The 19774-nt window shown below is 60.6% G+C and carries 18 protein-coding genes and 4 pseudogenes; 15 read left to right on the forward strand and 7 right to left on the reverse strand.

Features of this window, described 5'->3' with window-relative positions:
* The first annotated feature begins 228 nt into the window (after positions 1-228).
* Positions 229-834, forward strand: coding sequence for a hypothetical protein (locus C7W88_RS24185; protein WP_240345024.1), 606 nt, complete (start codon positions 229-231; stop codon positions 832-834).
* 353 nt (positions 835-1187) lie between these two features.
* On the forward strand, positions 1188-1739 hold the full coding sequence (locus tag C7W88_RS21575; RefSeq protein ID WP_240345025.1) for a thermonuclease family protein: 552 nt from the start codon (positions 1188-1190) through the stop codon (positions 1737-1739).
* Between the two features lie 473 nt (positions 1740-2212).
* On the opposite strand, the gene C7W88_RS21580 is transcribed toward C7W88_RS21575, so the two are convergent.
* Both C7W88_RS21580 and C7W88_RS21585 read right to left on the reverse strand, forming a co-directional pair.
* Positions 2213-2548, reverse strand: coding sequence for a response regulator (locus C7W88_RS21580; protein ID WP_118075606.1), 336 nt, complete (start codon positions 2546-2548; stop codon positions 2213-2215).
* Positions 2526-3680 (reverse strand): ATP-binding protein, encoded by a 1155-nt coding sequence (locus C7W88_RS21585; RefSeq protein WP_240345026.1) that lies wholly within the window; start codon positions 3678-3680, stop codon positions 2526-2528. The genes C7W88_RS21580 and C7W88_RS21585 overlap by 23 nt, the downstream gene beginning before the upstream one ends.
* Positions 3681-3822: 142 nt before the next feature.
* Here C7W88_RS21585 and C7W88_RS23225 point away from each other — a divergent pair, with 142 nt between their 5' ends.
* Together C7W88_RS23225 and C7W88_RS21600 are read left to right on the forward strand one after the other, a co-directional pair.
* Positions 3823-4041 (forward strand): hypothetical protein, encoded by a 219-nt coding sequence (locus C7W88_RS23225; protein WP_205525329.1) that lies wholly within the window; start codon positions 3823-3825, stop codon positions 4039-4041.
* A gap of 274 nt (positions 4042-4315) precedes the next feature.
* Positions 4316-4546 (forward strand): annotated as a pseudogene (locus C7W88_RS21600) (IS3 family transposase); the annotation flags it as partial.
* A 236-nt stretch (positions 4547-4782) separates the two neighbouring features.
* On the opposite strand, the gene C7W88_RS21605 reads toward C7W88_RS21600, so the two are convergent.
* Both C7W88_RS21605 and C7W88_RS21610 read right to left on the reverse strand, forming a co-directional pair.
* The gene (locus C7W88_RS21605) at positions 4783-7122 is read right to left on the reverse strand and encodes a bifunctional diguanylate cyclase/phosphodiesterase (RefSeq protein ID WP_162896292.1); all 2340 of its coding nucleotides are present in this window, start codon (positions 7120-7122) and stop codon (positions 4783-4785) included.
* 2 nt (positions 7123-7124) lie between these two features.
* Positions 7125-7706, reverse strand: a complete 582-nt coding sequence (locus tag C7W88_RS21610; RefSeq protein WP_205525330.1) for a methylamine utilization protein — start codon at positions 7704-7706, stop codon at positions 7125-7127.
* A 199-nt stretch (positions 7707-7905) separates the two neighbouring features.
* Between C7W88_RS21610 and C7W88_RS21615 the strand changes: the two genes are divergently transcribed.
* The 5 genes and pseudogenes from C7W88_RS21615 to C7W88_RS23230 all read left to right on the forward strand — a co-directional run bounded on the left by C7W88_RS21615 (position 7906) and on the right by C7W88_RS23230 (position 13563).
* Positions 7906-8832, forward strand: coding sequence for a DUF3034 family protein (locus C7W88_RS21615; RefSeq protein WP_240345027.1), 927 nt, complete (start codon positions 7906-7908; stop codon positions 8830-8832).
* A gap of 10 nt (positions 8833-8842) precedes the next feature.
* Positions 8843-9409, forward strand: coding sequence for a group 1 truncated hemoglobin (locus C7W88_RS21620; protein ID WP_118075612.1), 567 nt, complete (start codon positions 8843-8845; stop codon positions 9407-9409).
* A 448-nt stretch (positions 9410-9857) separates the two neighbouring features.
* Positions 9858-10217, forward strand: a pseudogene (locus C7W88_RS25000) (type II CRISPR RNA-guided endonuclease Cas9); the annotation flags it as partial.
* Between the two features lie 113 nt (positions 10218-10330).
* Entirely contained in the window at positions 10331-13060 is a 2730-nt protein-coding gene (gene cas9 / locus C7W88_RS21625) for a type II CRISPR RNA-guided endonuclease Cas9 (protein WP_240345029.1), read from the forward strand.
* A gap of 254 nt (positions 13061-13314) precedes the next feature.
* Positions 13315-13563: a hypothetical protein gene (locus C7W88_RS23230; RefSeq protein WP_118075614.1), complete on the forward strand. Its 249-nt coding sequence runs from the start codon at positions 13315-13317 to the stop codon at positions 13561-13563.
* Positions 13564-14004: 441 nt separating this feature from the next.
* Here the strand turns inward: C7W88_RS23230 and C7W88_RS23030 are convergent, their stop codons facing one another.
* Positions 14005-14157 (reverse strand): hypothetical protein, encoded by a 153-nt coding sequence (locus tag C7W88_RS23030; protein WP_162896294.1) that lies wholly within the window; start codon positions 14155-14157, stop codon positions 14005-14007.
* 157 nt (positions 14158-14314) lie between these two features.
* On the opposite strand from C7W88_RS23030, the pseudogene C7W88_RS25005 reads away from it, so the two are divergent.
* The 3 genes and pseudogenes from C7W88_RS25005 to C7W88_RS21640 form a co-directional block, all read left to right on the forward strand.
* A pseudogene (locus C7W88_RS25005) lies at positions 14315-14386 on the forward strand (hypothetical protein); the annotation flags it as partial.
* Positions 14387-14453: 67 nt separating this feature from the next.
* Positions 14454-14552 (forward strand): annotated as a pseudogene (locus C7W88_RS24195) (plasmid maintenance system killer); the annotation flags it as partial.
* The gene (locus tag C7W88_RS21640) at positions 14545-14847 is read left to right on the forward strand and encodes a HigA family addiction module antitoxin (protein WP_118075618.1); all 303 of its coding nucleotides are present in this window, start codon (positions 14545-14547) and stop codon (positions 14845-14847) included. The pseudogene C7W88_RS24195 and the gene C7W88_RS21640, both read left to right, overlap by 8 nt.
* 278 nt (positions 14848-15125) lie before the next feature.
* Here C7W88_RS21640 and C7W88_RS24200 read toward each other — a convergent pair whose 3' ends face one another.
* The gene (locus tag C7W88_RS24200; protein ID WP_240345030.1) at positions 15126-15710 is read right to left on the reverse strand and encodes an alpha/beta hydrolase; all 585 of its coding nucleotides are present in this window, start codon (positions 15708-15710) and stop codon (positions 15126-15128) included.
* On the reverse strand, positions 15659-16222 hold the full coding sequence (locus C7W88_RS24205; protein WP_240345031.1) for a hypothetical protein: 564 nt from the start codon (positions 16220-16222) through the stop codon (positions 15659-15661). Before C7W88_RS24205 ends, C7W88_RS24200 begins: the two co-directional genes overlap by 52 nt.
* Positions 16223-16368: 146 nt before the next feature.
* On the opposite strand from C7W88_RS24205, the gene C7W88_RS21650 reads away from it, so the two are divergent.
* From C7W88_RS21650 to C7W88_RS24215, 3 genes are all read left to right on the forward strand, one after another.
* Complete coding sequence (locus C7W88_RS21650) at positions 16369-17451, forward strand: alpha/beta hydrolase (protein ID WP_240345032.1); 1083 nt, start codon at positions 16369-16371, stop codon at positions 17449-17451.
* Between the two features lie 95 nt (positions 17452-17546).
* Complete coding sequence (locus C7W88_RS24210) at positions 17547-18692, forward strand: TonB-dependent receptor plug domain-containing protein (protein ID WP_240345033.1); 1146 nt, start codon at positions 17547-17549, stop codon at positions 18690-18692.
* A 5-nt stretch (positions 18693-18697) separates the two neighbouring features.
* Positions 18698-19711: a TonB-dependent receptor gene (locus C7W88_RS24215; protein ID WP_240345034.1), complete on the forward strand. Its 1014-nt coding sequence runs from the start codon at positions 18698-18700 to the stop codon at positions 19709-19711.
* The last annotated feature ends 63 nt before the right edge of the window (positions 19712-19774 follow it).

Below are 19774 nucleotides of genomic sequence, written 5' to 3' on the forward strand. Positions count from 1 at the left end.
TGGAAGCGCCCTGTCCGACAACCTCTGTGCCCAATAGCGCCTCCCCGATAAGCGCCACGACAACTGCGCCTGCGCCAACCAATGCTAATGCGGCCGGGCCGGGGATGAGCAACCACTCCTGCCTCGTCGTCGTCCTTGCCATGCCGACGTGTTTGCCCGCGCTTGTCGTCCGCGAGACCGAGTTTGCAAGAATCCGCGCCAACGGGCGATCGTTGAGGAGAACAGACCATGGGTTGGCTATTCATGTCACGCGATGGCATGGCTCCGTTCGCCACGCCGCAAGCCTATCTCGACAACCAGTGCACATTTCCGCCCGACCCCGACAAGGGCCGGACGACAGGTCTGCGCGTCCTGAAGTCGACGGTTCGTTCAGGTGCCTACTACGCCGCGTGTCAGAGCTACGACGCAAATGGCCCGCGCGAGACTTTCGCGATCATCTGCCTTGTCAAATGGAAGCCCTGCGCGCGCAGCGGCGAGGCGTTCGGCTACAAGGATCTCACCGAAACGATGGGGCCGTACAGTTACGACTGCCCGGCCTCGATCCTCGACCTGCTCGGACCACCCGGCAATGAATATGCCGCGCAGTGGCGCGAACATTGTCGTCAGCGCCTTGCCTTAACCGCGCGCCGCAAGCCGGCGCCCGGCGACATGCTGGTTCTCGCCGAGCCGCTGACCTTCACCGACGGGCAGAGCGAGCGGAGCTTCCGCGTGGTCCAGTCGGGCCACAAGACGATCCTGTGCCGCGTCAGCGATGGAGTCGGGGTGAAAATCAGCAGGCTGATGAGCAGGGCCTGGACGATCGTGCCGCCGGCCATCGCCCCGTCTGCCGCCTGACCTGCCAGCAAGCGGGCGCCGCCATGACGAATCCCGCCCCGAGGCAACGCTTGTCCAGCCGCATCGCCACCCAGATCGCCGAGCTTGTCCAGAGGACCACACCGCCCGGACAGGACCGGGCACGCTGCAACCCTTCTGCGCGGTCCTGCTGCTGCCCGGTCACCGAATCGTAATTTCTTGAATTCTATCCGGGTTCTGCGAATGGATCCGGCAAAGGAATGACGATGCGCATCTGGACCGCTGCCCTTGTCCTGGTTGCAGCCTTGGCCTTTCCGGCACACGCTCAGGTTATAACGGGAAGTGCAACCGCAGCCGATGGCGATTCCCTTGTTGTCGCTGGCCAGAAGGTCCGCTTGTTCGGGATCGATGCGCCCGAATTTGCTCAGACATGCCAGCGCGATGGCGAGGCCTGGGCCTGCGGCCAAGCGGCCAAAGAGCAACTTTCCGCCCTGATTGCAGGTGCCCAGGTCCGTTGCACACGCTTGAGCACCGACAACTATGGCCGGGCTGTGTCTACCTGCACGGCCGGTTCTGAAGACCTGAACCGGGTTCTGGTCGAGAATGGCTGGGCTACAGCCTATCGCGAGTACAGTCTCGACTATGCCGATGCGGAGCTCCGGGCCAAACGCGACGGCCTTGGTATCTGGAGCAGCACCTTCCAGATGCCAGCCGATTTTCGCCATGCAGGCCAACCTCGAGATCGTGCCGCTACCGCACGAGCCTTCACGCCTCGCCCGTCACGCGTATCCGGTTGCGTGATCAAGGGAAATCGCAACAGGCGCGGACAGTGGATCTATCATCTGCCGGGGATGCCCTATTACGAAGCCACCCGCCCGGAGGAAATCTTCTGTAGCGAGGCGGAGGCGCAAGCGGCTGGATACAGGCGGGCCATCGTCCGGCCGTGAAATGCAGAGCACGCCCGAACCGTTCAACAGCCATGTTCTCCCGGCGATCGATGGGCCGGCCATTTCCGGCGATAAGGCACGCCCCGCAAAACCATTGCCGGGAAAGTCGACAGCACGCTTGCATGGACCATGAATGGCAAGCCTTGCTTTGCCAGCGGTCAGATCATTCTATTGCCGGTGCTCTATCGTTGCATTGCCGGTTGCTGGCATCCCTGTGTCACCGGATTGCCGTCAAGGTCGGCTTGGCGCAGCCAGATGCTCCGGGCCGGTTGTGCGGGTTTGGCGATCCTCGCCAACCTGACTTTCGCTTCGCGTCAGGGCCGGTGGTCGGTCGTTGGCGGGAATTGCGGGGCGACTGCCAATTCGCGCATTGTGCAGCAGCTCACCAAACGGCTCGAAACTGAACGTAGGGGTTGATCCAGGACGACACACAAATATCGCCCGCAAGGTCTGGAAGGGAAGACCGGTCCTTCTCAGAGGAGCGAGAACAGCTTGTCCATTGTGAAGGGTTTGCGCAGAAATTTCTCCCGATCGGACAACACCGCCGGCATTTCGGCATACCCTGTCATGTAGACTACGCGAGCTTCCGGATCGCTGCCGAGGGCATGACGGCCAAGCATCCAGCCATCGACTTTGCCAGGCATCCTCAAGTCCGTGACGATCACGTCGAACCTGTGATCCGAACCCAGCAGGGCCATGGCAGCATCACCGTTCGAGGCACTTTCGACCTTGTAACCGCCAAGTTCAAGCTCATCGACGAGAAGCTCGAGAAGCAAAGGCTCATCGTCAACAGCCAGCACTCGCTTCATCTGTCCCTCCAACACGTCGCGGAAAAGAAAGCTTCACGCTGGTTCCAGTTCCCGGCTCGGACTCGATCGTGACCTGCCCACCGCTTTGCACCACGAACCCGAACACCTGGCTCAAGCCCAGGCCCGTGCCAGAACCGACAGGCTTGGTCGTGAAGAACGGTTCGACCGCCCGTGAAATGGTCTCGCTATCCATCCCGACACCTTGATCTTTCACAAAGATAGCAACGGACCCACCTTCCATGGCAGTGGTGATCCGCAGAAGACCACCGTCCGGCATCGCGTCCCGGGCATTGAGCGCGAGGTTCAGGATCGCTGTGTCGAACTGGTTCTTGTCGATCTCGATATCCAGTGACTCAGGCCACAAGTCCGTCTCGACAGTCATTTTCTGGCTGGTCGTCTGTTCGATCAGCGGTACAAGATCGCAGACTGCCTGATTGACGTCGACCGGGACGATCATGAGAGGCTGCTTGCGGGCAAAGGCGAGCAACTGGCTGGTTAACCTTGCCGCCCGTTCGCTGGCTGCAAGGGCATTCTCGATGCTTCTTGCGGTCTTGTGCTCGTCATCACTTCCGCGCTTCAACCGCTCCAGGTTGCCGTTGATTATCGCCAAAAGATTATTGAAATCATGCGCGATCCCTGCAGTCAACTGGCCCACTGCCTGCATTTTCTGCGATTGCCGCAGCATCTCTTCCGCATGCTCGCGCTCGGCCATCTCGACATGCAATCGGTCAAGTGCGGATTGCAGCTGGCTCGGCGAGGGAACGGCAACCAGTTTCGGTAGCAGCGGCCACAGAACAATTGCTGTCACGATCGAGGCAATTGCGGTGATGACCTTGACGAGAGCTTCGATTCCGTAGGCTGGAACCCACAACACGAGAATGCTGATCAGGTGGGTTGTGCCGCAGGCCAGGATGAACAGGGCAAAAAGCCCCAGCAACCACCCGAACTCCAGGTCCGGACGACGCCTCAAGAACAACCAGAGCACAACCGGAATTGAGTAATATGCCGATGCAATGATCGCGTCGGCGATGACATGCGTCCAGACAAGACCCGGATCCCACAGCAGGCAAAAGCCATGGGGCGGCAAGCCCGTCTGCAGGAAAAAGCGCATCAACCTGTCGAGCATTTCCATTGATCGCTCCTAACAGGCCCCAGCATTGTCGCAAACGACATTGGAAGCAATCTGCCTGCTTGCGCGGTGTGGCTCAATCCTGTGCCGCTCGCGGAATTTCCCTGCGGACGAGATCTTGGCGATGGTTGAATGAACTGATGCGGTGGAAGCACCCTTCGTCCCGCATCGGATGATGCTCACTGCGCCGATCTGGCGCATCAAGGAGAGGCAGGTGGCACCAGCACACCTCCAGGCGATCGACCTGACGAAGCTGCAGCCGCTACTGTGCGAAGGCTTCCTGCATCGCCTGCGCTGTAAGCCCGCCCGAACAGCCATTCTAGGAGCCGCCATGCCCAATCATTTGGCCATGAGGTCCGCTTGATCAGCCACAAGCCTGTAGGGCAACGAGGAAATGGCGATAGGAAATCTGGTCTTGGACATTGTCGGAGAACCGTGCCCCAGTCAGAATGCCTGCCTACCTTCGGCAATGTTTAACAGCTCCGGAAAAACGAACGTAGCCGGCGCCCGGCCGCACGCAGGCAGGAGCTCCCGAAGCAGGCCGTTGCTGCGTAAGTCGCGGATGATTTTGCGCGCAGTTGCAGGCGGAATCTGCGCGGACTGAGGTGGTGCCGGAAGTCTGGACGGAATGCTAAGCTAATCCCGACCTGATGGTGGTAATCGACGAGACCTTCATGGAGTGCCCGTGGTATGGCAGCCGCCAGATAGTGCGGCATCTGCGGCGCAATGGTCGGGATATTGGTCGCCGTCGGGCGCGACGCCTGATGGCGAAGGTGGGTCTGACGCCGATCTACCAGCGGCCACGCACCAGCGATCCGCAACCGCAACACCGGATCTATCCGTATCTACTGCGCAAGCTGGCGATCGACGGGTCACAGGTCAGGTCCTCCTCTCAGGAAAACCCGACACATAGCGGCCACCACGACCATCACAGGCACCCGGCAAAGAGTGCCTCCGGTGTGTCGGGATCGACTACGGGCTACGCTCTCCGCCGATCCCGACACACCGGATTCTCGTCCTGATTGTCGCGCCTTCTCGCCCTGATCGTCGCGCGACAGGTCGCTGCAGTCTGGGAATCAAGCGGTGTCAGGCGCTATGAACCAGGTCAGCCGGCCGCCCGCAGCCTTTGAGGCGGCTTCTGGAGTGCTAACAGACTTTGAACCTCAGCGCCTGGGACCGGGCGGCTGATCAAGTAGCCCTGGATCATGTCACACCCTTCCAGGCGTAGCGCCTCGAGCAGTTCGGGCGTCTCTACACCTTCGGCTAGCGTCACCATGCCCAGAGCATCAGCCAGGGTCGTGATCGCGCGGACGATGGCGTTGGCGCTGCCGCCTTCACTCATGGCGCGAACGAAGCTCTGATCGATCTTGATCTTGTCGAACGGGAAGGAGCGCAGATAACTGAGCGAGGAGTAGCCCGTGCCAAAATCGTCGAGTGCCACCCGAACGCCCAACGCCTGCAAGGAATGAAGAATCTTCAAGGTCTTGTCGACATCGCCGATAAACACGCTTTCGGTGATCTCAAGTTCGAGGCGCGAAGCAGGCAAGCCTGACTGGGCCAAGGCCTGGGCGACGCAGGTCACAAGCCCCTCCGAGGACAATTGCCGCGGCGAGATGTTGACGGCAACAGAAGCATCTCCAGGCCACTTGGCAGCCTGTCGGCAGGCTTCGCGAATGGCCCATTCGCCCATCTGCACGATCAATCCCGTTTCCTCGGCAATCGGGATGAACTGAACAGGACTGATCATCCCCTGTTCTGCGTGTGGCCAGCGCATCAGCGCCTCGAAACCCTTGATCCGGTTTTCGGAGATCGAGAAAAGGGGCTGGAAATGGAGCTCGAAATCACCTTGGCCAACCGCACTGCGCAGATCGACTTCCATGCGGCGCCGGCGGCTGGCCTCGGCATCAAGATCGGGTTCGAAGAAGTGGCAGGAGCCTTTGCCTTCGCTTCTGGCGCGTGACAGTGCGAGTTCAGCAGCAGTCATCAATGCATTGGCGCTGGCGCCATCCTGCGGGCCTACGGCGATACCGACGCAGGCCGATATCTCAAGGTTGCGATCGCTGGCAAAGGTACGACCGAGCACCATTTCAAGCGATCGAGCGATGGAGTTGCAGTCTTCTGCCGGCTCAAGTCCGCCAAGCAAGACCCCAAACTCGTCGCTGCCAAAGCGCGCAACCATCGCATCGGGGAAGCGGTCGCGAAGCGTGAACGCCAGCGAGCGCAGGATTTCGTCGCCAACGGGATGGCCCATCGTATCGTTAATGGCCTTGAAATCGTCGACGTCGATGAAGGCGATGAAATTCCTGTGGCGCTCGTTCTGGCGCGTGACGGCGCGATCCAGCTCTTCAATGAAGAACCGGCGGTTGGGCAGACCGGTAAGAGAGTCGTGGAGCGATGCATGAAGCACCTGCTGCTCGCGCTCCTCGACGGCGTCGACCATCGCGTTGAAACTGTCGGCCAGGGAGCGGATCTCGATAACCCCTTCAGCCTTGACCTTGGCCACTGTGCCGCGTCCATAGGCGCGGGTTGCTTCAGCCAGGGACTGGAGTGGCCGGGCAAGCCCTCGGGAAAGACGGATGGAGGCCCACGCCCCGGCCAGCACGCCAACCAGGCTGATCAATACCAGAATGAGACGCAAACGGCTGTATTGCGCCAGTGACTTGTCGAGCGAGTGCGCGAGAACCAGTCGAGGCTGCAAGGCGTTCTGCAGGCTCGCAATCGCCGAGATCTGCACCAGCAGCTGACCGCCATCTCCATCGATGGTCCTGATCTCGCCCAAGCCGACCGAGGCCAGGCTTCCTGCCAGTTGCGAGCGATCCAATATGCTGGCCTGAACCTCGGCCGCGGACAGGCGGGCAAGCTGCTTCATGTCCTCGGGCCCGAGCCGGTTGACCAGAACGAGCCATCCAGCAAGGTCGGGCATCTCGATCGGTACCGCCGCAGCAAGAGCGTGCGTCCCATCAAGGATGACAACTCCGCGATCCTGTCCTTGCTCAAGCCGGTCCAGCATGGCTGCACCATCGATTGCATTTGCGCCATCGGATGCAATCACGCTGCCATCAAGGTGTACGATGACCACTGCACTGACCCTTGCACGGTCGCGCAGGGTCTCGATCGCTGACGTCAACGTCGGGGCATCGCCTGTGGCATAGGCTTCCCTGAAGCCGAAATCACGCGCCACCACCTCGCCTGCATCGGCCATCTGCCCCTGCCGCGTTGCGATGATCTGGTCAAAAACGCGTGCGTTTGCAGAAAGTTCGCGTTCTGCAGCCTGCCTGGCGAACATGGTAATGCCCGAACTGGCGACAGCAAGGGTCGCGACCATGACACAGGCGAGAAGCAGGACGTAAAGCAGTGCGATCCTGCCGCCCAGCGTTCTTGCCCGACGCCCGGCACTGGCCATCGCGAGCCGGGTCAGACGCCTCAGGACGGCCTTCACGCTCACGATCATTTGGCCGGCCCGGGACGGACAGCAATGGCGATGTGCGCGCGATTGCCCGGCTCCATGACAAGCTTGCCGCGCCACTCGCCACCAGCCGCGCGCATGCCTGGATGCCACACGATCACGTCGTAGGAACCACGGCCGAGTCCCTCGATAGTTGCTAGTCCGTTTACATCCGTGCGCGCGGCATAAGGGGAGTCGGTTACGCGGATGTAGCCACGCATCTGGTCGTGGATGTTGCACCCCAGCGCGATCGTGCCCGCCACCTTGAACTGCTGCGTGCGCGTCTGATCCTGGCCATACAATTCGATCTTGAACGGACCCGGCCTGGAAAAGCTGTAGATCGAATGGCGCACGTTGTCCAAGTTGGGAAATGCCACCGTCGCGCCGCGAGGCACGATCAGCGTGCCCGGAGTGAAAGCGAGATTTCTCTGCGCCATGGCATTGCGCCAGCGGAAGGTCGCAATGCGCTTGTCACCCGGCGGAGGCACCGCCTCGACCACCGCATCGCGCACCGGCATGCCCGCCTGATCCACGACCTGCACCTGGACAATCGGCGGCGGCGCTGCCGAAAGCAGAAGGGGCAAGATGGCTATCCACGACAAGCGGGCAGCGAACGTCGTCCGCGGGGCTTGGGGGCGGTGCTTCGGCAGGTCCTGCATGGAAGCGGCTTGCCAGAAAGTTCCTAATACAATCAGAATCTTTCGGCTTGCAGTATTCAGGATTTCCCAACGTCTCTCGGTTAACGCAGTTCGCAAGACTGGCGATGACGGTGAGATCTCCCCTATGTGCAACAAGGCATCCAAGGCATTTGCAGCACGCCCCGGCTGGCGGACAACCTGGCCGGGCGCTGCCGCCGGCATCCTGTTCTGCTCCATGCTCCTCGCAGCACCAGCAGCCCATGCCGACCCCCTGCTGGACGGCGGCAAACTGGTGCTGACCAACGGGATTTCCTCCATCGAAGGCTCGAGCGGCGGCGGCCTTGCCAGCTGGGCTACGATCGGCGGCATGGAAACTGACCGCGGTATTGGCATATCGGCTCATGTCACGGCAATCGAACTTGCCGACTATGGTTGGCAGAGCCATGGCGCCTCCATTGGCATCAAGGACAGGGTTGAACTGGCCTATGCTCGCCAGAACTTCGACACGAGAAAGGTCGGCGCGGCATTGGGGCTGGGCGAGGGTTACAAGTTCAATCAGGATATCTTCAGCGCCAAGGTCCGGCTCATCGGCGATCTCGTCTACGGTCCGCCGCTGCTGCCACAGATCAGTATCGGCTTGCAGCACAAGCGCAGCCTTGATGCCGCCATCGTCAAGGCAGTAGGCGCCTCATCGCCGAATGGCACCGACTTCACCGTAAGTGCCACCAAGCTCTTCCTGCAGCAGAGCGTGCTGGTCAACGCTACCGCGCGGCTGACCAATGCCAACCAGTTCGGCCTGCTTGGCTTCGGAGGGCCGGATCAGCGTGCGCGTTCGCTGCAGTTCGAAGGTTCGGTTGCCTATATGCTGACACCTCGCCTCGTCATCGGCGGTGAATACCGGACTCGTCCAAGCAATCTCGCGATCGCGCGGGAGGATGATGCTCATGACCTGTTTGTTGCGTGGGCCTTCGTCCGCAATGCTACCATTACTGCCGCCTATGCCAACGTCGGCTCCATCGCCACGTTCGACGGCCAGCGCGGCGGCCTCGTCTCGCTCCAGTTCGCATTCTGAAGGATATCCCATGACACTTGCTCTCGCTCTTGCGCTGCTTGCAGCACAACCTGTCAGCGCCGAGCCGCAAGGTGCAGTGATCCAGCAGGAGGATCCTGCCGCGGTCGACTGGGAAAAGGAGTTCGGGGTCGAGAAGAAAGTCCGTGATCCGGTTACAGGCGAGCTTCCAGTCGATCCCTACCCGCAATCGCCGGCCAATGCTGGTGCAACGCCCTTCTCGGGAGACACTCTGGCCAAGGCGTTTGGCGGCAAGGCCGGCATTCGCAGGTTGGTCGACAGGTTCGTGGACCTGAACACCACCGATCCACGTATCGCTCCGATCTTCAAGAACCACGATATGGTCCGTTTGCGGCGCACCCTGTTCGAGCAGTTCTGCTATCTCCTTGATGCTGGCTGCACATATACCGGCCGAGACATGAAGTCCTCGCACAAGAATCTGGGCACGACGCGCGCCGACCTCAATGCCCTGGTCGAGAACCTGCAGCGTGCAATGCGTGAAAACGATGTACCGTTCCGCGCGCAGAACCGGCTGCTTTCCAAGCTCGCGCCAATGGACAAGGACATCGTCGAACGCTGAGCGGTCGCAGGCTCTGCCCGTCAGGGTTTCGGAACATGAGCCCCCGTGGGCCGCCGATCACCCTGGGGGCAAGCCAAGGTTCTGACGCCTCTGCCCGAATGCGCTTCTCATCCGGTCTATCAGCTAGCGTATCTGCGCTTCGCTGGGCTGCGAGCTGCGCAGCCCCGTTTCCAGCGCTCGTGCAAGGGCCGCCACACCGGACGCCTCAAGACCTTGCTTGAGCTCATTCTCAGGTGCGCGGCCAGCACCACAGCATCGGGACTTTCCCCGATGCAAGTCGGGCGAACCGCGCGATAAAAAGTGGGGCCGTAGCCCCCACCTTATTTGGTGCAATCAGGTTGCTTGTTAACAACCAGACCTGCAATTTCTGAAGGCAAATGCTATCATCGCACTTGCTGCCGTCAAGATCGCACTTAAAAGTTTGCGCGCTGCAGGTTAGGAATTCTGGATGGCAACGCGTCTTGGCCTGGACATTGGCACCAACAGCATAGGCTGGTGCCTTTTCAATATCGATGGACAGGGAAAGCCGGTCGGCTTGCGTGACATTGGTGTCCGAATATTCTCCGACGGTCGTGATCCCAGGTCAGGGGCTTCGCTTGCGGTTGACCGGCGCGATGCACGGGCGAAGCGACGGCGGCGCGATCGCTATGTTCGGCGTCGGTCCGCTCTGCTGGACGCCTTGATCAACACTGGCCTTATGCCTGCTGACGTTCAGGAAGCCAAAGCCCTGACCGGGTGCGATCCTTATGTTCTGCGCGCGCAAGCGTTGGACAGAGCGCTGGATGCCCACCTTCTCGGTCGAGTGCTCTTCCATCTGAACCAGCGGCGAGGCTTCAAATCGAACCGCAAGGCTGAGCGCAAAGCGGGGGTGGCGAGGAGGGTGGCAAGATCGCGGAGGGTGCAAAGGCGCTCGATCTGGCGATGCATGAAGCAGGCGCGCGCACCTATGGGGAGTTTCTGGCTAACAGGGATGCAAGACGCGTGCGGTTGCGCAGCGAAGGAGATGGCTTTGATTTTTACCCCGAACGCCGCCATCTGGAAGCTGAGTTCGATGCGATCTGGGCCGCACAGGCCGCATGCAATCCCGCGTTGCTGACCGATGCTGTCCGCGACCGGTTGCGGCGCATCATCTTTTTCCAGCGACCATTGAAGGCACCCAAGGTCGGTGGCTGCGCCTTCTTCAACGAAGAGCCACGTCTGCCCAAGGCCCACCCGCTGTTCCAGGAACGGCGGGTGTATGAAGAGGTCAATCAGCTTGAAATCACCAGAGCGGGAGCACCATCCCGAAAGCTGACGCTCGACCAGCGCGACAAGATCATCCTCAAGCTCAAGTCGGCGAAGACGGCGACTTTCTCGGGCCTGGCGAAACTGCTGCAGCTCGCTGATGGTGAGAGCTTCGACAAGGCTACCGAAAACCGCACAGGTCTTGTCGGCGATGAGATCTTTACCGCATTCAGTGACAAGAAATGCTTTGGCGATCGTTGGGCACATTTCGATCCCGGCGCTCAATGGTCAATCATCGACACGGTGGCAGAGGAGGAAGACCCGGTGCGCCTGCGCGACTGGTTGATGGCAACGCACGGTGTCACTGTGGATCAGGCCGAAGCAATTGGGCGTGTGCGCCTGCCAGAAGGCCATGGGCGCCTCGGCGAAACGGCCAGCCGATTGATTCTCGCCCAACTCAAGTCGGGGTCGAAAGATGGACATCCGCTGACATACTGCGAAGCAGTGGAAGCCGCGCTCGGAAAGTCGCGCAGCGATTTGCGCACCGGGGAGATACGGGACCAGCTGCCTTACTACGGTGAAATCCTCACAAGGGAGATTCCGCCCGGCTCGCTCGATCCGAACGACGATGACGAAATACGCTGGGGCAAGATCACAAATCCCACGGTTCATATCGGCCTGAACCAGCTTCGCCGCCTGATGAATGCCATTATCAAGGCGCATGGCCGCCCCGATGAGATCGTTGTCGAACTGGCACGCGAACTTAAGCTCAGTGAGAAAAAAAAGGCCGAACGCAACAGGCGCATCGGCGCGAACACTCGCGCTGCTGAGGCCAGGTCGAAAAAACTGCTCGAAAGCGGACAGCCTGATACCGGGGCGAACCGGGCGCTCCTGAAATTGTGGGAAGACCTCAGTCCGAACAATCCGCTCGACCGGTGCTGCCCGTTTTGCGGACATCACATCGAGCAAATGGCATTGTTCTCAGGCGAAACCGAGATCGAACACATCATTCCGTTCTCGCGTTGCCTCGACGATAGCGCCGCAAACAAGGTCGTCGCGCATCGCAGCTGCAAGCAGGAGAAGGGCAACAAGACGCCTTGGGAAGCCTGGGGACACACTGAACGCTGGGCGATCATCGCCGAGCAAGTGTTACGGCTCCATAAGTCAAAGCAATGGCGTTTCGCGCTCGACGCGATGGAGCGCCTTGGTCAGCAGGGCGACTTTATCGCGCGCCAACTGACCGACACGCAATATCTGTCGCGGATGGTAGGGACCTATCTTTCGAGCCTTTATCCCGACACTGCCGGGGTTCATGTCATCCCCGGTCACATGACCGCGATGCTGCGACGGCTATGGGATTTGAACGAGCTGCTGCCCGATCATAATTACGTCGAGAATCCCCATAGCGGTGCACCAAAAAATCGTTTGGATCATCGTCACCATGCAATTGATGCCGCTGTTGTCGGGGTCACGACACGCAGCCTGCTCAAGGACATTTCGAAGGCGGCAGAACGCGCCGAGCGTCAGGATCTCGACCAGCTTTTCATCGATCTACCAACGCCTTGGGAAACATTCCGCGAAGACCTGCATGAGTCTCTGGCGCGCGTCGTTGTCAGTCACAAGGCTGAGCATGGCCGCAAGGGCGTTCCGGCAAAGGGCAAGGATGTCACCGCTGCACGGCTGCATAACGACACTGCCTACGGACTGACCGGCCTCGCCAGCGACAGCGGCTTGCCGATTGTCGTCCACCGCGTGCCTTTGCTCAGCCTCAAACCGGATGACCTCTCCAATCCCATCCGCATCCCCGACGCTGCTTTGCAGCGGGCACTGCGCGAGGCCACTGATGGCAAATCGGGTAAGGATTTTCAGGCGGCATTGGCCGGGTTTTCAAGATCAGATCCTGTGTTCAAGGGCATACGGCATGTAAGAGTGCGCGAAGCCTTGAAGGTCATCCCGATCCGTGACGCATCGGGCCATGCTTTCAAAGCCTACAAGGGCGATGCCAACGCGCGATATGACGTGTGGCGGATGCCGGACGGGAAATGGATATCACGCTGGAAGGACAGGGACGGTGCATCTCGTTCGAGCATTGTATCCATGTTTGAAGCGCACCAGACCGGCCAGCCTGCACAGCGCCCACACCCAGCGGCGAAGAGAGTTTTGAGTTTGCGCCAGAACGACTTGGTAGCGGTCGAGCCGCAAGGCCAGCCGCGCAAGATCATGCGGGTCGTGAAATTTTCCAGTGGGGGAGAGATTACCTTCGCCGAGCATCAGGAAGCAGGGCCATTGAAAGCGCGACACACGACTTCGCCCGATATTGATCCTTTCAAATATTTCTATTCATCTGCTGGCGGTCTGCAGAAGGCCAGCGCCCGGCAGATTCGTATCGACGAACTTGGGCGCATCTTCGATCCCGGGCCGCGTTAACCTCACTATCGATGAGACCCGCCGTGTCGTGGCCCTCGCCGAACGCGGCGCAACTATGGTCCCTTGCGCTGCCAATCAAAGTCGTCGTCATATCGCCGATTGATGGGCATCATGCCCAGGCAGCGAGGATGCGGGCGCAATGGGATGCGGCTCGCCCGCTATCCAAACAGCTTTGGCAGGGCACCATTGTCGCCAGGATGACAACGCCGGCGTCCTTGCTGGCGGCGTGAGGCAGGGCAGAAGCCAATGCACTCATGCTGATGGCGCGGCGCGTCCGCTCCGGCGACCCTGACAATCTGCAGGCGCAGGCCGCGCAAGAATATCGGCCCGCTCAGATGGGCGCTGACTTCCGCCGCGAATCGCACGCCGACAGTGCCAATGCCCTGGTGAACTGTGGCGACACCGTCATGCTATCCGGCGCATCCAGGCCGATCATCGGGGCCGGGCTGCTACCTGCACTTGGCGCCCACCATCAATCTGCTTCACGGGCTGATCGGGCATGATTTGCGTCTGGGCGGGACGATCTCACCTGTGTCTGTGGCGACCCAACGTCTCGCTCAAGCGCCTGCCAGGCGTTTCGAAGATCGCAAATCGGTACTGGCTATGTTCGATCCGCCTGATGCCCATGACTGGGCGTCGCTTGTGCAGTGGGTCGGGCAACGAAAAAATCCGAAGCAGTTCGCCACGATCTGGATTCTTTGCATTTCAGCTATGACAGATGGGGCTGTTTCCAGTCACTAGTCAACTGGTCAGCCACCCATCTGTCATGGCATTTCAGAAATCGCGGCCCAGCTGCAACAACAGCCTAAGCGTCATGCGAGTGACGGTAGTATAGCATTCCAGCAATCCCGGTCCAGCGGCAACGCGATCCTTGACCCGAATACGAGGAGTGGGGGCGGCGGGTATCCAACCCGTCCCAAAGCTTGGCTCTCGGGGCAATGAGCTCACTTGGGCTGGATGTAACAATTCACCCGAAGCGGGGACAGCTGGGCGCTCAAATCGAAGCCGGGCGTTGCGCAGCCGACCAGAGCCAGCGTCTTTGTCTCGATGAGCGGGGCTGTTCGGAAGGCGCTGTCGCCCTTGGCCGAAGCCGCCATCGCACGCCGCCATCCATCGCCTGGCCTCGTTCATCAATCGGACCGCGGATCGCAATATGCAGCTTCCGCCTAGCGAGAGATCCTCGCCGCAACCAGCATCGTCGGCTCGATGAGCCGGCGGGGAAATCCGTACGACACTGCAAAGGCCGAGAGCTTCATGAAGACGTTCAAAGTCGAGGCGGTATGCCCGATAGCCTTCGAGACCTATGCTGACGGAGCAACTCTGCTTCCGCCATTCATCGAAGACGTCTACAATCGCCGCCGGCTACATTTGGCGCTGGGATATCTCAGCCAGTTCCTGGTCGATGACTGTGACCAGGAACTGGCGAATGACCTTTGGCGTGAATGCCGAGGGTGCGTTGATCGATCTGGATTTGGAGGACTATCATGGCGCTTGGGATGCACCCGTCTCCGACTGTCCGTGTTGGCAATTGGCTAAAGACGGAAATCGTGGAGCGTGCCGGGGTGAACGTGATGACCTTGGCACAGCACTTTGGCGTCTCGCGGCAGGCATTGAGTACGCTGCTCAATGGCAACGCAAGCCTTTCTGCCGATATGGCGATCCGGTTTGAAAAGGCCTTTGGCGTCAGGGCTGATACGTTGCTGCGGATGCAGACTGCCTACGAACTCGCGCAAGCCCGCGAGCATGAAGGCGACATCAAGGTTCGCAAATTCGCGAACGCGGCCTGACGCCGCCAATGGCGACATTCGCGGGTGCTGATCATTCTTCCTGAACCTGCCGTTCGTTCATGCCAAAGATTTCCGGCTCACCGTGCAAAGCGATGGGCCGGAAACCTGATCAAACTTCGGTTCGCTCCGATAGCGTCAAAGCATCATCGACATCACGTCAGGAACGGGATGCTGTCACCCGTCGAGTTCGAACGGCAGCAGATTTTGAAAGCGCAAGGCGTCCAGAAAGCCAGGGGCTATTCAATCCTCTTCATCGAAACCTACGATCCGCGTAATGATCACCTGCCCAGATTGCGATCGAAAAAGCGGAGCATTACATCGTAGGCCTCATGTGATTCCGGGATGTCGGGATTGTAGAAAAAGCCGTGGAATAGCCCCTCCCAGATGTGAAGATCTGCCTTGACGCCAAGAGCAGTGAGCCGCGAGTGCGTTTTTACGGCCGAGCTGAGTTCGAAGCCTCGCGTGCCGGAGATGATCAGAGTTGGCGGAAAGCGGCGTAGGGTTTCGTCTGATGAGCCCGGGGAAACCAGAGGGTCGTTGGGATCGCTTCCCTTGAAGTATGGCAATGCCGTCCACGGTAATTCGTCATTGATGGGCCACGATGGAGCAGCCCTTGCATCGCCGATTGCGGCGGTCATGAAATCAGCATCGCCGCCGAAGCCAAAAGCAGACGTTGTGAGACCTGCACAGAATACGCCGACTGCCCCTGGACGAGGAAGACCATGCTTCTGGAACCAGGCCGTTGCCATTCCTGTCAACATGCCACCCGCCGAGCAGCCATAGATGCCGATGTTGCGCGCCGGATAGGACTTCAGCAACTCGCGATAGACCGCGGCCACGTCTTCGCTTGCTGCCGGAAACACGTGCTCTGGGCCCTGTCGGTAATCGACCGATACGACGCGGACCTTGCCAAGCGTGGCAATTGGAATGGATTCGAGCTCCGCGCAGCCGGGAAGCACCCCATGAAGCCACCTCCATGCAGATTGATGAGCACGCGCCTGCGATTCTGGCGGGCAATCCCGTCACTTGGGACATAATCAAGAACGTGGACGCCAGCGATCTGACGTTCGGTCATGGTATGGCCGAAAGTCTCTTTCGCCTTTGTCAGATAACCCTTCATGAACACGGGCACGCCCGCAATCTGCTTGACCTTTTCGGGATCCTGCATGTCCTTGAGGTGCTCGGCCATGTAGGCCTTGGCCTCGGGGCTCAGCATCGAGGAAACGGGGACTGCCATCGCCGGAACGTGGACGGTGCCATCGCTTTCGACCTTGATGGCAGGCGGCGGCGTGGGTTGTGCGCTTGCTGTTGTGCCAAGGCCGGAAAGCACTGCCAAAGTCAGGTAAAACGCCACCAATCGCTTGAGTGCAGCCATCGTCGTATCCTCTTTCGGCCGTCGGGTGCAGGCCGATTATTCATTATGGCTTGCGTAATCGATTGCATTATCATCTGCAAGGTGTAAGAAATCGATTACGCAACTGCCAAGACTCCATCAGAGAGCATGGCTGGGAGACATGACACGTGAGCTTGACCCGCCGGACATTCGCAACGTCAGCCTTGGCATCTGCAGCCATGCCAGTCCTGTTGCAGGCGCGTTCCGGCCCGAGACCTCCTGCGATCGCCAAGGCAAGCGTCGACCCGATGGCGCTGCTCGATCCCGAATTGCGCGAAGGGGCAAGGTTGATACTGTCACGCCCGCTGCCTGATCCCCTTGATCACGCAGCGATCGTGGGAATGCGCAAGGCTGCGCCGCCAGCACCTGATGTGCTGCCAGCGCCTGCGCCCGCGGTCGAACTTCGCTTGATTGAGGGCGCGCCAGGCCACCCGCCCGTCAAAGTGGCGGTAATCGGCGCGTGCAGAAAAGCAGCTTTGCGCCCGGCCGTCCTTCACATTCACGGCGGCGGCTTCATCGTCGGCCGGATGGAGGATACTATCCCGGCATCGCAGCAACTCGCCAAGGAGTTCGACTGCGTGGTGGTCGAGGTTGACTATCGCCTGTCCCCCGAGACCCGCTTTCCCGGACCGCTCGAGGATTGTTGCGCCGCATTGACCTGGCTTCATGCCAATGCCGATGTTTTGGGCGTCGATCGCACGCGAATTGCGGTTAAAGGCGAAAGCGCTGGAGGTGGGCTCGCCGCCATGGTGGCGCTGGCGGCGCGGGACCGCCGCAGCGTGCCACTGTGCTGCCAGATCCTGATCTATCCGATGCTCGACGACCGGACCGGATCGACGCGGCGGGTGCCGCCGTTCATCGGCACCATCGGCTGGAACGAGGCTGGCAACGTGGTCGGCTGGAGCAGCCTGCTTGGCCAGCCTGCCGGCCAACCAACCATTCCTGCCGGAAGTGTTCCAGCGCGGGCCCCCGATCTTGCAGGATTGCCGCGCACCTTTATCGGTGTGGGGTCGATTGATCTCTTCGTGGACGAAGACATCGCCTATGCTGGCCGTCTGGTGCAGGCCGGGATTCCGACCGAACTCCTGGTTATGCCCGGCGCTTTCCACGGGTTCGATTTCGTGGTTCCCGAATCTGGCGCTTCGCAAGCATTCACCGCTGCGTGGAAGCGCACCCTGCGCGCAGCTTTCGCCATCCGGCCGCCTGTCTGACAGCTACGAACCATGAGGCAGGTCGTCCCGCCACCGTTTTACCGACAATTGCGTAATCGATTGCTCACGCAAAAACCAACAATGGGAGGATTAGCATGAAAATCTATCGAAAGACGGCAGTTCTGCTCAACGCCCTGATTGCCTCAGCGGCGCTTGGTCTGGTGATGTCGGCCCCGGCCCTTGCCCAGAACGCGCCGCAGGATGCATCAGGCGAGGCAACCAGCGAACCTGCCAATCCGGGCGAGATCGTGGTCACTGCCCTCAAGTCCGGCTCGGTCCGCCTCGACAAGGTGCCGCTGGCAATCCAGGCCTTCAACGGTGACGTGCTGAAGCAGCGCAACGTGCGCGACGGGGCTGATCTGATCCAGCTGATCCCCGGCGCATCGCAGGCGCAGGAGATCGGCGCGGGCTATCGCATCTTCTCGTTCCGCGGATCAGGCGCGGGCGGGCCAATCGGCGATGGCCTGATCGGCTACTACCTTGACGATACGCCCTTCGGCGTGCCCAACAACCAGGCCGCGCCGCCAGTGCAGTACTTCGATATTGACCGGGTGGAAGTCCTGCGCGGACCGCAGGGCACGCTCTACGGCCTCGGTTCGTCCGCAGGCACGATCATCTACCATACCAAGAACCCGGATCTCGATCGCGCGACTTACGCCGGCGAACTCGAGCTTTCCAAGACGGCCGAGGCCAGCGATCCCAACTATCGTGGTGCGGCGGCAATCTCCCTGCCCTTGGTACCAGGCAAGCTCGGTCTGCGCGTGAGCGGCGGGTACGATCGCCGCGCGGGCGTAGCCGACATCTATTCGGGCGCACCCACCGGCACCCCGCGCGAGAAGGACGCCAACCACGTAACCTCGAAGGACATTCAGGCCGTGCTGCTGTGGAAGCCGGATGAACTGACTTCGGTGCGTACGCGCTTCTGGTATTTCGCCACCGACCAGAAGTACCTCAATGTCATCAACTCGCTCGATCCGCCGTTCGCGGCATTCCAGGGCGATGTTGTGGGCTTCGACAAGCGCCGTGCGTGGTACGCATCCAACACCATCGAGCGCGAGTTCGGCGGGGTGACGCTGACCAATGCAACGTCCTACCAGAAGTCCCTGCCGGGTGGTTTTCAGGTCGGCCTCAACCTTGGCGCACCGCTGGGAACGGGCGTTCTGATAAACGGCGGCGACGCCCGCAATTTCGTGAACGAACTACGTCTTGCCACCAACGACGGCGGGCCGTTCAAGGGGTAGCCGGCGTGTTCTACCAGAACGCCCGCAGCCTCTACACCTTCAGCCTGACCTTCCCGGCGTTCGGCCTCAACGGGCAGACTATTACCAAGACCGAGAACGCAGCTGTCTTCTCCGAGGCGAGCTACGAGCTGTTCGACGGCAAGGTCGTCCCGCTGGTGGGCCTGCGCTACTTCAAGGACCGGCGCGAGGCGGATTCCATCTCGAACGGCGTCCGTGTGCAGAGCAAGGCCCGGCCCGACGCGCTGACCTGGCGCGCCAACCTTGCGATCAACCCCAGCCCTGACTGGATGCTGTTCTTCAATGCCGGGACGGGCTTCCGCAGCGGCATCCTGCAATCGCAGGCGCAGGCCGATGCGGTGATTGCCGATGGCGTGCCGAGTGATATCTCGCTGACGCCGGACAAACTGCGCAACCTTGAAGTGGGGATGAAGGGCTCGCTTTTCAGCGGTGACCTGCGCGTCGCTGTCAGCCTCTACGACATCAAGTACACGAACATCCAGAGCGCCTTCAACACCTCGATCGGCCTTGCTGCCTTTGCCAATCTGGGCGACGGCAAGGCGCAGGGGATCGACATGGAGCTAACCTGGCGCACCCCGCTCAAGGGCTTCACCCTCAACGCCATCGGCAACGTCAACAATTCCAAGTTCACCCGCGTCCGCCCGGCCTTTGCCGGCGCAGATCCGCGTATTTCGAACGGTCTGCGCCTGCTCAACACGCCGACGCACAACTTCCGTCTGGATGCGAGCTATGAGCAGCCGATCGGCAATGCCACGCTCTTCGCCACCAGCTCGGCCACGTTCATCGGTCGCTCGCGGCTTGGCGATGCTACGGTAAACGAGATCAATCCTTACGAGCTTTATCAGGCGAGCATCGGCGTGCGGTTCGATCGCTACGAAGTGCGCCTGTTCGGCGATAACCTGTCCGATCTTCGCGGCCCGACTTCTGCCAATGGCCCGACCCTGCTGGCAGGGCCTCGCCCGCGCACGATCGGGGTGACTTTCCGCCTCAACACCAATTGACGCGGCGCCCGGCGATGCCTGTTCCCCTCCACCCACAGGTATCGCCTGGAAACCCAAGGAGCT

It is taken from the genome of Novosphingobium sp. THN1 (genome assembly GCF_003454795.1).
Taxonomy (GTDB): domain Bacteria; phylum Pseudomonadota; class Alphaproteobacteria; order Sphingomonadales; family Sphingomonadaceae; genus Novosphingobium.